15 protein-coding genes, 3 tRNA genes and 2 rRNA genes are annotated in these 13396 nt (G+C 52.5%); 13 read left to right on the top strand and 7 right to left on the bottom strand.

What is annotated here, in order from left to right:
• The first annotated feature begins 21 nt into the window (after nucleotides 1-21).
• The 8 genes from gyrA to M3668_RS08945 all read left to right on the top strand — a co-directional run bounded on the left by gyrA (nucleotide 22) and on the right by M3668_RS08945 (nucleotide 5587).
• Nucleotides 22-2649: a DNA gyrase subunit A gene (gene gyrA / locus M3668_RS08980; protein ID WP_251380555.1), complete on the top strand. Its 2628-nt coding sequence runs from the start codon at nucleotides 22-24 to the stop codon at nucleotides 2647-2649.
• Nucleotides 2649-3131 (top strand): DUF3566 domain-containing protein, encoded by a 483-nt coding sequence (locus M3668_RS08975; RefSeq protein ID WP_251380500.1) that lies wholly within the window; start codon nucleotides 2649-2651, stop codon nucleotides 3129-3131. The genes gyrA and M3668_RS08975 overlap by 1 nt, the downstream gene beginning before the upstream one ends.
• Before the next feature lie 179 nt (nucleotides 3132-3310).
• A tRNA-Ile gene (locus M3668_RS08970) sits at nucleotides 3311-3384 on the top strand.
• Nucleotides 3385-3419: 35 nt separating this feature from the next.
• Complete coding sequence (locus tag M3668_RS08965; RefSeq protein WP_251380499.1) at nucleotides 3420-3524, top strand: DLW-39 family protein; 105 nt, start codon at nucleotides 3420-3422, stop codon at nucleotides 3522-3524.
• A gap of 16 nt (nucleotides 3525-3540) precedes the next feature.
• Nucleotides 3541-3613, top strand: a tRNA-Ala gene (locus M3668_RS08960).
• A 3-nt stretch (nucleotides 3614-3616) separates the two neighbouring features.
• Nucleotides 3617-3733, top strand: a 5S ribosomal RNA gene (gene rrf, locus M3668_RS08955).
• A 367-nt stretch (nucleotides 3734-4100) separates the two neighbouring features.
• On the top strand, nucleotides 4101-5297 hold the full coding sequence (locus tag M3668_RS08950) for an inorganic phosphate transporter (protein ID WP_251380498.1): 1197 nt from the start codon (nucleotides 4101-4103) through the stop codon (nucleotides 5295-5297).
• The gene (locus M3668_RS08945; protein WP_251380497.1) at nucleotides 5297-5587 is read left to right on the top strand and encodes a hypothetical protein; all 291 of its coding nucleotides are present in this window, start codon (nucleotides 5297-5299) and stop codon (nucleotides 5585-5587) included. The genes M3668_RS08950 and M3668_RS08945 overlap by 1 nt, the downstream gene beginning before the upstream one ends.
• A gap of 93 nt (nucleotides 5588-5680) precedes the next feature.
• Here the strand turns inward: M3668_RS08945 and M3668_RS08940 are convergent, their stop codons facing one another.
• Complete coding sequence (locus M3668_RS08940; protein WP_251380496.1) at nucleotides 5681-7084, bottom strand: GntP family permease; 1404 nt, start codon at nucleotides 7082-7084, stop codon at nucleotides 5681-5683.
• Nucleotides 7081-7620 carry a gluconokinase gene (locus M3668_RS08935; RefSeq protein WP_251380495.1) on the bottom strand — a complete coding sequence of 180 codons (540 nt, stop codon included), beginning with the start codon at nucleotides 7618-7620 and terminating at the stop codon, nucleotides 7081-7083. The genes M3668_RS08940 and M3668_RS08935 overlap by 4 nt, the downstream gene beginning before the upstream one ends.
• A 161-nt stretch (nucleotides 7621-7781) precedes the next feature.
• Here M3668_RS08935 and M3668_RS08930 point away from each other — a divergent pair.
• Nucleotides 7782-7854: transfer RNA gene (locus M3668_RS08930), tRNA-Ala, on the top strand.
• 3 nt (nucleotides 7855-7857) lie between these two features.
• A 5S ribosomal RNA gene (gene rrf / locus M3668_RS08925) occupies nucleotides 7858-7974 on the top strand.
• Nucleotides 7975-8229: 255 nt separating this feature from the next.
• Here rrf (M3668_RS08925) and M3668_RS08920 read toward each other — a convergent pair.
• A complete protein-coding gene (locus M3668_RS08920; RefSeq protein WP_251380494.1) occupies nucleotides 8230-8862 on the bottom strand; it encodes a hypothetical protein in 633 nt (210 codons plus the stop codon).
• 258 nt (nucleotides 8863-9120) lie between these two features.
• Nucleotides 9121-9930: a class I SAM-dependent methyltransferase gene (locus M3668_RS08915; protein ID WP_251380493.1), complete on the bottom strand. Its 810-nt coding sequence runs from the start codon at nucleotides 9928-9930 to the stop codon at nucleotides 9121-9123.
• Nucleotides 9931-10152: 222 nt separating this feature from the next.
• Between M3668_RS08915 and M3668_RS08910 the strand changes: the two genes are divergently transcribed.
• The 3 genes from M3668_RS08910 (at nucleotide 10153) to M3668_RS08900 (ending at nucleotide 12324) form a co-directional block, all read left to right on the top strand.
• Nucleotides 10153-10686: a peptidylprolyl isomerase gene (locus tag M3668_RS08910; RefSeq protein WP_502948961.1), complete on the top strand. Its 534-nt coding sequence runs from the start codon at nucleotides 10153-10155 to the stop codon at nucleotides 10684-10686.
• Between the two features lie 235 nt (nucleotides 10687-10921).
• The gene (locus M3668_RS08905) at nucleotides 10922-11557 is read left to right on the top strand and encodes a rhomboid family intramembrane serine protease (RefSeq protein WP_251380491.1); all 636 of its coding nucleotides are present in this window, start codon (nucleotides 10922-10924) and stop codon (nucleotides 11555-11557) included.
• 263 nt (nucleotides 11558-11820) lie between these two features.
• Nucleotides 11821-12324 (top strand): TspO/MBR family protein, encoded by a 504-nt coding sequence (locus M3668_RS08900; protein WP_251380490.1) that lies wholly within the window; start codon nucleotides 11821-11823, stop codon nucleotides 12322-12324.
• Nucleotides 12325-12404: 80 nt separating this feature from the next.
• Here M3668_RS08900 and M3668_RS08895 read toward each other — a convergent pair whose 3' ends face one another.
• The 3 genes from M3668_RS08895 to M3668_RS08885 all read right to left on the bottom strand — a co-directional run bounded on the left by M3668_RS08895 (nucleotide 12405) and on the right by M3668_RS08885 (nucleotide 13327).
• On the bottom strand, nucleotides 12405-12707 hold the full coding sequence (locus M3668_RS08895; RefSeq protein ID WP_251380489.1) for a glutaredoxin domain-containing protein: 303 nt from the start codon (nucleotides 12705-12707) through the stop codon (nucleotides 12405-12407).
• A gap of 154 nt (nucleotides 12708-12861) precedes the next feature.
• Nucleotides 12862-13059 carry a CsbD family protein gene (locus M3668_RS08890; RefSeq protein ID WP_251380488.1) on the bottom strand — a complete coding sequence of 66 codons (198 nt, stop codon included), beginning with the start codon at nucleotides 13057-13059 and terminating at the stop codon, nucleotides 12862-12864.
• Nucleotides 13060-13162: 103 nt separating this feature from the next.
• A complete protein-coding gene (locus M3668_RS08885; RefSeq protein ID WP_251380487.1) occupies nucleotides 13163-13327 on the bottom strand; it encodes a ribosome recycling factor in 165 nt (54 codons plus the stop codon).
• Nucleotides 13328-13396: the final 69 nt, after the last annotated feature.

Raw genomic sequence — 13396 nt, 5'->3', positions numbered from 1 at the left:
GGAATCAAACGAAGGATTATGATGAGCGACGAACAGAACAACAGCTCAAACGAACCACTTGAAGGCGATGTCATCGAAAACCCCGCCGGTGGTAGGGTCGAGGCAGTAGACCTGCGCTCCGAGATGGAACGCTCCTATCTGGACTACGCCATGGCCGTTATTATCGGCCGCGCACTGCCTGACGTCCGCGACGGTCTCAAGCCTGTGCACCGCCGCGTCATCTACGCGATGTACGACGGTGGCTACCGCCCCGAACGCTCTTTCAACAAGTGCGCCCGCGTCGTGGGCGAGGTCATGGGTCAGTATCACCCCCACGGTGACTCGGCAATTTATGACACCCTTGTTCGCCTCATTCAGGACTGGGTCATGCGCTACCCCTTGGCTCTCGGTCAGGGAAACTTCGGATCACCCGGTAATGACGGTGCAGCAGCCCCCCGTTACACCGAAACCAAGATGGCTCCCCTGGCTCTCGAAATGGTGCGTGACATCAATGAGGACGCTGTGGACTTCCAGCCCAACTATGACGGCAAGAACCAGGAGCCTGTCGTCCTGCCCTCGCGCATTCCCAACCTGCTCGTTAATGGCTCATCAGGTATTGCTGTGGGTATGGCAACCAACATCCCCCCGCATAACCTGCGTGAGGTTGCAGAGGGTGTGCAGTGGTTCCTTGAAAACCCCGCGGCTACCAACGAGGAGCTACTCGAAGCACTCATTGCCCGCATCAAGGGCCCTGACTTCCCTACCGGTGCAACCATTTTGGGCCACAAGGGAATTGAGCAGGCATACCGCACCGGTCGTGGTTCTATCACCATGCGCGCAGTGGTAAACGTCGAAGAAATTCACGGTCGCACCTGCCTGGTCGTCACTGAGCTCCCCTACCAGGCCAACCCCGATAACTTGGCCATCAAAATTGCTGAGTTGGTCAAGGACGGCAAAATCACCGGCATCGCCGACCTTCGCGATGAAACCTCGGGCCGTACCGGTCAACGTCTGGTCATTGTGCTCAAGCGCGATGCTGTAGCCAAGGTGGTGCTTAATAACCTCTATAAGCACACTCAGCTGCAAGAAAACTTCTCAGCCAACATGCTGGCAATTGTAGACGGCGTGCCCCGCACGCTTTCCCTCGATGCCTTCATTCGCCACTGGGTTAACCACCAACTCGAAGTAATTGTGCGACGCACCCGCTACCGACTGCGTCAGGCAGAAGAGGAAGCGCATATTCTGCGCGGTCTTCTCAAGGCACTGGATGCCCTGGATGAGGTCATTGCCCTGATCCGTCGCTCCCCCACTGCTGATGAAGCCCGCACCGGGCTAATGGAATTCCTGGATATTGATGAGGCTCAGTCCCAGGCAATTCTGAATATGCAGCTACGCCGCTTGGCCGCTTTGGAGCGTCAGAAGATTCAGGATCGGCATGATGAGCTGATGCGCATGATTGATAAATATAACTCCATTATTGCTTCTGAGGATCGCCAGCGTACCATCATCTCCGAGGAACTGACCGATATCGTCAACCGTTACGGTGACGAGCGACGGAGTAAGATCCTGATGGGTTACGACGGGGATATGTCCATGGAGGACCTCATCCCCGAAGAAGAAATGGTGGTTACCATTACCCGCGGTGGCTACGTCAAGCGCACCCGCAGCGACCAATACCGCAGCCAGCACCGTGGCGGTAAGGGTATTAAGGGAGCTTCCCTGCGCGGGGACGACGTGGTCCAGCACTTCTTTGTCACCTCCACCCACAGCTGGATCCTCTTCTTCACTAACCTGGGCCGGGTCTACCGCACCAAGGCTTATGAGCTGATGGAAGCGGGGCGTGACGCCAAGGGGCAACACGTTGCTAACCTACTGGCCTTCCAGCCCGATGAAACCATCGCCAAGGTCATGGAGCTCAAATCTTACGAGGACGCCCCCTACCTGGTGCTCGCTACCAAAAACGGTTTGGTTAAGAAGACTGCCCTGTCCGATTACGACACCAACCGCACCGCTGGTGTCATCGCCATTAACCTGCGCGAGGGGGATGAGCTAGTATCGGCTCAGCTGGCCTCGGCTGAAGATGACCTCATGCTCATTTCCCGCCAGGGTCAGTCGCTACGCTTCACTGCCACTGACGAGGCACTGCGCCCCATGGGCCGTGCGACTAGCGGTGTTACCGGCATGAAGTTCCGTGATGGGGACGAATTGTTATCGGCTAACGTCGTCACCGATGATTCTTATGTCTTTATCGTTACTGCAGGTGGCTACGCCAAGCGCACGCAGGTGGATCAGTACCGCGTGCAGGGTCGTGGTGGTCTCGGTATTAAGGTCGCCAAGCTGGCCGAAGACCGTGGAGACCTGGTGGGTGGGCTCATTGTTGGTGAGGATGATGAAGTTATGGTCGTCATGCAATCCGGCAAGGTAGTGCGCACCTCTGTATCCGAAGTTCCCGCTAAGGGTCGTGACACCATGGGTGTTATCTTCGCTAAGCCCGGTAAGAATGATGAGATTCTAGAGGTCGCCCGCAACTTCGAGCGGAACATTGATGATGTAGAAGACACCGAAGAAAAAGTCGATAACAGTGCCGAAAACGGTGCCGATGAAGTACCTTTAGAAAACAAGAGCACACCGGCGGAAGCCGAAACCGTAGAAGCACACGGAGGTAACTAGTGAGCACCAACAGCACAGGCGCGGCTCCGCGCCCCGCACCCAGGGCTGGCAACGCGCGAGCGGCGCAGTCTAAGGGGAGTGCTTCACGTAAGCCCCTGGTGCGCCCCGCACCCCGTTCGAAGATCCGCCGCGCTCGCCTGGTGGTCGCTAAGGTTGATACCTTCTCAGTCGCCAAGCTGGTATTCCTGCTGTCTGTGGCTGTAGGTATCGTAACGGTTGTTGCGTCGGTCATCCTGTGGTTGGTTATGCAGGCCACCGGTGCCTTCCAGAGCCTGAATGACATTCTGGCCCTGCTGGGGACCACCGGTAGCGCGGTAGATATCTCTCAGTATCTATCGCTGGGGCAGGTAGCGCTCTATACCACCATTATCTCGGTGATTAATGTAGTGCTCTTTACCCTCCTGGGGACGCTGGCGGCCATGCTGTACAACGTCGCTGCCAAGCTGGTGGGTGGCGTTGGTGTTACCTTGACGGACGAATAAAGTTTTCACTGAAGAAAGATGGTCCCCTGCTGGCATGAGGAGGGGACCATCTTTTTTGGTCGGAAGATGTTTAAAATACCCCGGGTATTTTTGTGACCCAGAACATGCTTTTTCGATTTGGCAAGCTGTGTGAATCTGTGTAAAGTTATATTTCGTTCTGGTGAAAATCTGAACACCGAGGGCGTATAGCTCAGATGGTTAGAGCGCTACACTGATAATGTAGAGGTCCCAGGTTCAATTCCTGGTACGCCCACTCTCCTTGGTTGAAAGGTTGAAATGAATAAATTCATGGCAATCACTTTAGCGGCAGTCGTAGCAGCGGTTGTAACTAAGAAGGCGAAGGACTCTCAAGAGAATAAAAGCTCTTGGAAAGCTGCTACAGATAAAATTTAATAGGTTGCACCTATATGGGGGCGTGGCGCAATTGGTAGCGCACCTGCTTTGCAAGCAGGGGGTTAGGGGTTCGAGTCCCCTCGCCTCCACTCTTCGGTGATTATAGCAAGAGGGAAACACCCGGTCCCATCCCGAACCCGGAAGTTAAGGCTCTTTGCGCTGATGGTACTGCACTGGTGACGGTGTGGGAGAGTAAGTCATTGCCGAATTAAATGTGATGGAAGAGGCTCAGTCGAAAGACTGGGCCTCTTCTTTTTGTTGTAGGGGAAGGTTATGGGGGAACCCACACCGCTTTAAAGTGAATAATAGGTTAACGAGCGAAGCAGGGTTTGAGGGATTATATGGGGCAAGGCTCGTAAAACCACATGAACCTTCCTACTTATAGACCGTCCTGGATTTATTTAAGGAACATTTTCTCACGTCAAAAGCTATTTTGGTGGAATCGAGGGTGGGATCCGGAGGGGTACCCCTGTGTGAATTGTGTGTTTTTTAATCCTTAAACAAAACGCTGTCTGGGGTTTACCTGCAATCTTTCAGATGTTTCCTAAATACTGTTAATAGGCGCATAATCATTGGGTGACTACAGAACTCATCATCCTGGTCATTGTGGTACTTACCGCGCTGGCTTTTGACTTCACCAACGGATTTCACGACACCGCGAATGCCATGGCATCCTCCATCGCAACCGGTGCTCTCAAGCCTAAGACTGCCGTAGCTCTTTCAGCTTCCCTTAATCTCGTCGGTGCTTTCTTGTCCATCGAAGTAGCTAAGACCGTCGGCACGGGGCTGGTGGACTTAGAGACTGCAGGGGGCGGGTCAAGCCTCATGCTTATCGTCTTTACTGGTCTAGTAGGCGCCATCCTGTGGAACGTTCTCACCTGGTTGCTGGGATTGCCTTCTAGCTCCTCTCATGCCCTCTTTGGAGGGCTAATTGGTGCGACACTAGCATCCTTGGGAACAAGCGGAGTGCTCTGGAATGGGGTGCTAATGAAGATTATCGTTCCGGCTCTTCTAGCGCCCCTCATTGCCGGTATCATCGCATATATCAGCACCAGGGTGGTCTACCGCGTTACAGTGGCAGTGCCTGAGAACCGTAAGAAGAAAAACTTCCGCTTTGGTCAGATTTCTGCTGCTTCTCTCATGTCGCTAGCACACGGTACCAATGACGCTCAAAAGACCATGGGTGTTATTTTCCTAGCCCTCGTTGCGGCACAGGAAATCGATCCGTCGGCGGATATACCCTTCTGGGTTCGCCTGGTCTGTGCGGTAGCTATTGCCCTGGGAACCTACCTGGGTGGGTGGCGCATCATCAAAACTCTGGGTAAGGGTATCGTCGATATCGAAGGCCCTCAGGGTTTCTCTGCTGATGGTTCTTCTGCTGCCATTATTTTGACGTCCTCTCATTTCGGAATGGCTCTTTCGACTACTCACGTAGCTACCGGTTCTATCATCGGTTCAGGTGTGGGACGCCGTGTTGCAGTGAAATGGTCGACTGCCCGGCGCATGGTAGTTGCCTGGACTATTACCCTCCCCGCCGCAGGCAGTGTTGGTGCTCTGACATGGTTCGTCGGTAATTACATCAACCACTTCACGGGTAGTGATTGGATGGGGGAAGCAACCGTATTTCTGATTCTGGTCGGATTTTGCGCCTGGATGTGGGCACATTCGCGCAAGAGCGCTATTAGCCACATTGATATGCATGCCGGTGAAGTCGTGCGAACCCGTGAAGTGCATACTGAATCCCTCCCCGTCATACAGAAGGTTGGTCAGTAATGCTTCTCGCTGAAATCTTCCATAAGATTTATCCCGTGTTCTTGGCTGGACTTGTCTTTGGGGCAGGTCTACCCATTCTGTATGCGGTTGCCGTGCGGCTTGTGAGCGGCACAGCCACTGAAACTGCTGACGGTACCGTAAAGGTTGAAGTGCAGCACCCTCTAGCTAGGGTAGCTGCCTACGCTATTTTTGTGCTGCTGGCGCTGGCAATTCTCACTGGTATTCTGTGGATTGCAAAAGACTTCCTCTATGCCTACACCGGTTTTAACCTCTTTGGGGTCGCTGACTAGGATCAATCCCGTATAACCTTAAGTGCTTAAACTAAAGCGCCACCCTGATGTTGAAGGGTGGCGCTTTGGGTGACGCGTGGAGACGCTGGGTTTTTATATCAAGGTTGCGGCGTAGAAAATGCCCAGAGCCAATGTAAAACCAACGAGGCCAATGAGGGTTTCCATCACCGTCCAGGTCTTGAAGGTTGTCTTTTCGTCCATATTGAAGAAGCGGCTGACCAGCCAGAAGCCGGAGTCATTGAAGTGAGAGAGAATCACCGATCCAGCGGCGACAGCAATGACCAGAGCAGAGAGTTGGAGATCCCCGTATCCTGCGGCCTCGACGCCCGGAGCAATAAGACCAGCTGTGGTCGTCAGGGCTACGGTCGCTGAACCCTGAGCAACACGTAGGATACCCGAGATGATAAAGCCAGCAACAATGAGGGGCACACCCATGTCGCCCAGTACATCGGTCAGTGAAGCACCAATACCCGAGGTACGCAGTACGCCACCAAACATGCCACCGGCACCGGTAATCAGAATAACCGAGCAAACAGCGGGGAGTGCACCTTCCATGGTGGTGTTGATGTGCTTTTTGTGGACGCCACGGCGGTTGCCCAGTACGTACATGGCCACCAGTGTGGTGATGAGAAGGGCAACAGGTGTTTCCCCCAGCATGCGCAGGGTCTGGTACCAGGTCTGGTCAGTGACGTCCTCTGCGAGAATACCCGAAGTGGCTAGTGTGTTCAGGCCGGTGTTCATAAAAATCAGCAGCATGGGTAGTAGAAGAACAAACAGGACGGTGCCAAAGCTAGGCGGATTTTTAGGATCGTCCGGCTCCTCATCGATGCCCAAGAGAGCGGGGACCGGCAGATTGATGCGAGCGCCGATATAGCGGCTGAAGAGGTAAACCGCCAGATACCAAGTGGGAATTGCAATTACCAGGGCGACCAGCAGAAGGACACCAACGTTAGCGTTGAAGAAGGCAGCAGCTGATACCGGGCCGGGGTGGGGTGGAGTGAAGACATGCATGACCGAGAAAGCACCTGCCACGGGAATGCCGTAGAACAGCATAGAACCGCCTACCCAGCGAGCTACCGAGAACATGATAGGCAGCATGACCACCAGCCCGGCATCAAAGAAGATGGGGAAGCCAAAGAGCATGGATGTCACACCCAAGGCGATAGGTGCCCGCTTTTCACCAAAGACCGAGATGAGTTTGTGGGCAAGCACTTGCGCACCGCCGGAAGTCTGGATGAGGATACCCAGCATGGCGCCTAGGCCTACGAGAAGTGCGACGGATGCCAGCGTACTGCCGAAGCCGCTGAGCATAACCGGCACCACCTGGGCGGTGGGAATACCCGCTGCAATTGCGGTGAGAACACTGACCAAAATAAGAGCGGGGAAGGCGTGCACCTTCAACTTCATGATGAGCACAAGAAGCAGGGCTACAGCTGCTGCCGCAATAGCCAGTAGGGGCCCTGCTGTTAGGGTTTGTGTCCAGTCTTCGATGGTCATGAGAAGTTTACTCCGTAGGTTTGTGTCAGTGTGTTTTCAGCATTGTAAGCGATGTCATCCAGCGGGGGAGTGATGTCAAGGGTGAAACCTAACTCGTCCGCCTCGAGGGGTTCGAGGGTCGCTAATTGTGAGTCAAGCAGGGTAGTGGGCATAAAGTGACCGCGTCGGTGAGTCATGCGGTCTGCAATTAGTTCTTTGGAGCCTGTGAGATGCAGAAAAATCACGCGGCCAGGTGCGGTGCGCAAAGCGTTGCGGTACTGCTTTTTAAGAGCTGAGCAGGTGATGATGGTGTTCTTGCCCTGTGCTGCCTGTTCGGTAGCCCATGCGGCGATATCAGCCAGCCAGGGCGCACGGTCCTCATCGGTAAGTGGATTGCCCGCACTCATCTTCTGGACGTTGGACGCCGGGTGTAGATCATCGCCTTCGGCAAAGCTAAAACCGGTGCGATGGTGCAAACGGTGGGCTAGCTCTGTTTTTCCGGTGCCGCTGACGCCCATCACGACGATATGGACGATATTTTGTGGTGTGATAGTCATGCTTTTGATTTTAAGGACCGACACAATGAGAGCCTAAAGGGGTGTGCTAAAGCAGTATTTTAGGAAATGTAGTGATTCTACTGTGGTCTATCTAACCCATGTTTGGTAAGCTTATGTTTGCACGTGTAAAAAATGTGTAGTATAGTTTTATATGCACCTACGGGGGCGTGGCGCAATTGGTAGCGCACCTGCTTTGCAAGCAGGGGGTTAGGGGTTCGAGTCCCCTCGCCTCCACTCTTCGGTGATTATAGCAAGAGGGAAACACCCGGTCCCATCCCGAACCCGGAAGTTAAGGCTCTTTGCGCTGATGGTACTGCACTGGTGACGGTGTGGGAGAGTAAGTCATTGCCGAATTAAATGTGATGGAAGAGGCTCAGTCGAAAGACTGAGCCTCTTTTTTATGCCCAGAAAAAGACCCCTGAGATACCACGCTGCTCGCCAGTAGGAGGGTCGGAGAAGTAGATAATCATCTGTTTATCATTCACGGATAGGCCCGTCGATGAAAACTGGATAAGCTGTAGTTTTTGACGGATGCAAAAACGCCGACGCATTATCTCTCATGCGTCGGCGTTCTCAGCTAGCTATAAACCGCTACCTCAAACACAAAACTTATGCAGCGGGGGTCTTCCAGGGATCCTCGACGGGGCGTGAAGCCTTGTAAGCAGCAGCGCCAGCAACGGTGCCCGCAACCAGCAGCCCCAGAACTAGCCAACCCTTGCCGCTCTTTTTAGAAGCTTTCTTCTGCTCCTTAGCGAACTGGGCAGCAGCCTTTACAGCGGCCTTCTGTGCATTCTTTACAGCCTTCTTGTCGCCAGTTACTTTAGCCGCAACGGTGTTGACCGGTGCAGGAACTTCAGCGTCTGAGAGTTTAACAGCAACGGTATCAGCAACTTCAGCAGCTTTGACACGGGCAGTTGCCACAGCATCTTCAACTACCGGGGTGACATCATCAATGGTGTGCTGGATTTTATTCACCAGGGTGTTTTGCACCTTGTCCAGCTTCTTGTGAGCGTCTTTAGCCACTGAGTTAGTGGTCTTCTTTGCGTTCTTTCCGTGCTTCTCAGCGGTCTTCTGGAGATCAGTAAACTTGTTGGCTGTGAACTTCTCAGCGCGAGCAGTTTTCTTGTCAGCCAGCTTGGTCAGTTTGTCTGCCTTCTTGCCGGTCTTCTTCTGAGCCTTTGCAAAGAATCTCTCTGCCTGCTTCTGAGCTTTCTTAGCCTTAGCATTTTTGGTTAGAGCCATGTCTCTACCTCCAGGTTGATTTCAGCGCCGCGAAGGACGCAGCGGTTAACTGTTATTCATAAGCTTACGAAATATGCTTGTAAAAAGCAGTTTATATACGAAAAGAAACCTGGTGTTCTCTGCCCGCTAAAGACCATGTCCCTTTATCTATCAACTGCGAAATTCCGTCATGTTGGCTCAATCTACGTTCCTACGAATAAGCTTCAGAGTTCACCCCCAGCGGGACTATTCGAATCGAAACAGACTTTTACGGACCTATTAGGGTTTCTGCCAGAGAAGTTCCCCGTGCGGGATGACAAAGAGAGCGCCAGGCTGTGAACCCCATTCTCTCCACTCTTGAGCCACCTCTTGCAATTCCTGAATACTAGTCAGCCCTGTCTCAACAATTTGTTGCCCTAGGGCAGTTTGTTCTATTCGCTCAGCCCATGAACAGGCCAGTTGTTGAGCCTCTTCACCCGTGTATGTCCAGGTGGAAGTTGTAAAACGTGCTCCGCTTAAACCCGCCTGCCGAGCATACGAAAGAAGTCTGCGTCCAGCACTTGGTTCCCCACCGTTATTCCGAGCAACCTGTAGATAAAGTTCTCGCCATCGTGAAATTTTGGATGATGCAGGGAACCAGAAAAAGCTCTCGTAGTCGGCGTCCCGAATAGCAACATACCCACCAGGCCTTACTACACGAGCCATTTCTGTGAGAGCCTGAATAGGATTGCTAACGTGTTGAATAACCTGGTGCGCATGAGCTATATCAAAAATATTGTCTGAAAAGCTGAGGTGATGTACGTTTTCTACGGAGAATTTTGCCGAAATTCCTTGTTCCACGGTCAGGCCCTTATCGAGAAGATGTCTTTGGCAGAGGTTTAACTCTTCCTCCCCAATTTCAGTGGCTGTTACCTTGCCAGTTAACCGTGCAAAATCTGCGGTGATACTGCCGGGGCCGGCACCAATATCCAACAGATTCATGCCCGGGGCGAGATATGGTCTGAGATAGGCCGCAGAATTATCGATGGTACGCTGCTGGTGTGCATTGAGGACTGGTTTTTGGTGCCCGTGAGTATAGGACTCTTTCATTGTTAAATTTCACTTTCAAAAGGAATAATGAAATCTAACTTATCCACAATTTCATTATATGAACATTAGATTTCATAATTTAGATATCATTAAAATACTGCACTTGACTGCAGCTCATAGTAGAAACCGTGAACCTCTTTACGTTTTCTCCCCCCTACATATCTTTCGCTGAGTGCAAAAGCGCAGTCTATGTCTAGCATCTGTGGAGGATGGCATGACAGAATGGGGAACATGACTGCAACTGCTAAAGCAACACTTCACACTAACCACGGCGACATCGTTGTTAACCTCTTCGGTAACCACGCGCCGCTGACCGTCAAGAACTTCATCGGTCTCTCCGATGGTACCCAGGAATGGCGCCACCCCCGCACCGGTGAAGTAGAGAACGGTCCCCTCTACAAGGACGTCGTTTTCCACCGCATTATTCGCGACTTTATGATTCAGGGTGGTGACCCCCTGGGCCAGGGCATCGGCGGCCCCGGCTACCAGTTCAAGGACGAAATCCACCCCGAACTGAGCTTCAACAAGCCCTACCTGCTGGCCATGGCAAACGCTGGCCCCGGCACCAACGGCTCACAGTTCTTCATCACCACCGTTGAAACCCCCTGGCTCAACGGCCGCCACACCATCTTCGGTGAAGTTGTTGATGAGGATTCCAAGAAGGTCGTTGACGCTATTGAAGGCGTAGCAACCGGTGCTATGGACCGCCCCGTTGAGGACGTCATTCTCTCCTCAGTCGACATCGAAGAACTCTAAGCGTTAGAAAATCTTTATCACGTAAGTGCCCGCCCGATTTATCGGGTCGGGCACTTACTTTATACCCGCGGCAAGGCTGCAAGAAAGGACGCCAGTGAGCGAGCCCGCCAGCTACGGCTATAACAACAATCAGCAATCGGTCTGCCCACGCCACCCGGACCAGGTAACTTACGTACGGTGCGGGCGCTGCGGCAGACTGGCCTGCGGAAAATGCCAGATACCCTTAGAAGTGGGCATGATATGCGTGGATTGTAGGCAACAGGTGCGCGCCGCCCAGCCCGCCAGCCGTACAACCCGTAGCAAACCGGTGGTGACCTACGCTCTCATTGCTCTTAACGTGCTGGTGTGGGCTCTACAGTGGGTTTTCCCCAGCGTCTCCACCTTTGGGCTTTACAATCCTGCCTGGGTTGAATATTCGGGGGAGTGGTACCGAGCTCTAACCTCCGGCTTCCTGCATTCGCTGGGCAACCTCTCCCACCTACCGCTCAACATGTTCTCCCTCTACCTTTTTGGGCAGGCGCTAGAACCAATTCTGGGACGTTGGAAATTCCTATCGACCTACCTGCTCTCAATCCTGGGAGGATCAGCTGCCGTGCATCTTATTGCCCGCTTCTGGGGTGATTACGGGGACATGACCACCAGTGTCCTGGGTGCATCCGGTGGGGTATTTGGTCTCTTTGGAGCCTTCTTTGCACTGGCACGCGCTCGCAGGCAGAGTACCAGCGGGATTATGGTGCTGGTGGCTATCAACTTTGTTTATGGGCTTATGTTCCCCGGAGTTTCCTGGGAGGCACATCTGGGAGGGTTAGTAACGGGTGCTATCGTAGCCACCCTACTGAACGGATTGCCCGAACCTCGAAAACGGAAATAAGTATCCACAGGATCTATCCACAGCTGTTAATAACTACATGAGTGTAATTTCAATAGTGTTAACAGGCTGTGGATAGTGCTAGTTCGGCTTTAAATCGCAGTAAATTACATCGGTGTAAGAGATTTCCCCAATTTTATCCCCACCTGTGGATAACTGTCAGGAACAGGGTGTGTAGAAAATGTAATTTCAAGTTTTCAGCCCTACTGGTGGGAAAGTGCAGTGTAACTTCCGAATAGTACCCCATCGAATAAAGGACATTACATATGAAGAAAGTTAACTGGCTTGGCAATGGTATTGCTTTGCTGCTTTTCATTGCAGTTCCTCTAGCAATCGGTTTTACCGGCAGTTTTCTCACCGCAGATCAGGTCGATGGTTGGTATGCTTCAGCGGATCAGGCACCCTGGGCGCCACCTAACGCGGTGTTCGGCCCCGTGTGGACTCTGCTTTACGTGATGATCGGTGCAACGGGATGGTTGCTCTGGCGCTCTACAGTTACACGCCAGCGACGACAAGCCTTTATTCTCTACGGCATTCAGCTGGTTCTCAACGCTGTTTGGAGCCCGCTCTTTTTTGGCGCCTACCCCACCTACGGTGTAGCGGGTCTATGGGTGGCTTTAGTGGTTATCTACCTGCTACTGCTCACGGTTATGGTGAGCATTAAGGTTTTTGCCTCCGTGAGCAAAATAGCTGCCGGGCTCTTTGTGCCCTATGGTCTCTGGGTTGCATACGCCAGCACCCTTAACCTCTATATGGCACTACATAACTAGGAAGTAATATTTTTCATGAGAGGGCTCTGGCTAGTTGATTCAGAGCCCTCCCTGCAGATCTATAGGGGTTCCTCTGAAATCTATTTAATCGAAGATTCAATGAGAGCAGCGACAGACTTCGGAGCGGAAAAGGCCGAGGCAACGAAAGCTTCATCAGAGGTGCGCACAGTAGGTACCACTGCATTTCCGTTATTAACACTTTTTACATAAGCCTCAGCGTCGGCGTCTTCCCAAATATTGACCCACAGGGCACGGTCTCCTATCTCTCCCAGACCATCATTTAAACGCTGGCAGAAAGGGCAACCAGGGCGCCAATAGATTGCTACCCCGCCCTTCTTTACAAATTCTTCAGCCTCAGCGTGGGTGCTTATTTCACGGTTCATGGGATGTACTCCTTGCTACGTCATGGGTGATAATACTCTACTGAACATCTACCCCATCAATGTTATTCCCAGCCCTATCGACAGTGATACTTGGGTGCTGGCACAAAAAACGGGAGGTAACTATTAACAGTTACCTCCCGCTCAAGGAATAAACTTAGTCCTTCTTGAGGGAATCAGTTACGCCTGAAACGGCACCTTTGATGTCCTCGACCTTGTCTTTGATGCCGGCCTTGACCTGATCGGTCTTACCTTCAGCTTCAAGATGGCTATCGCCGGTAACCTTACCGCCGAATTCTTTAGCCTTACCGGCCAAATTCTCTGCACCATTTTCAATCTTGTTATCTTCAGCCATGAGGTAGCTCCCTTCTGTCCCGCTCAGATAGCGGGGATAAAAACAGAACCCAATGATCTATTGCCTAGATGATTGGCCCTGCACTGTAAAAACCTGAAATTTTTTACTTACCGAAGCGCTCGCTGAGCTTGCCGGCTGCGTCGTTAATGGTGTCTTTAGCCTGCTGCGCGTGATCGTCGTTGACGACCTCCTTGCCAGCCTTATCATTGACGGTATCCTTGGCCTTGTCAACGTTGTCATTGATGGCGTTGTTGAGATCGAAACCCATGGTTTTACCCCTTTCTACAGGAAATGTGGACGGTTCACCCGAAGGATTACCGTTGATACTAAGCCTACG

The organism is Rothia sp. P100, assembly GCF_023712425.1.
GTDB lineage: Bacteria > Actinomycetota > Actinomycetes > Actinomycetales > Micrococcaceae > Rothia > Rothia endophytica.
This window is presented reverse-complemented; position numbering and strand designations above follow the sequence as displayed.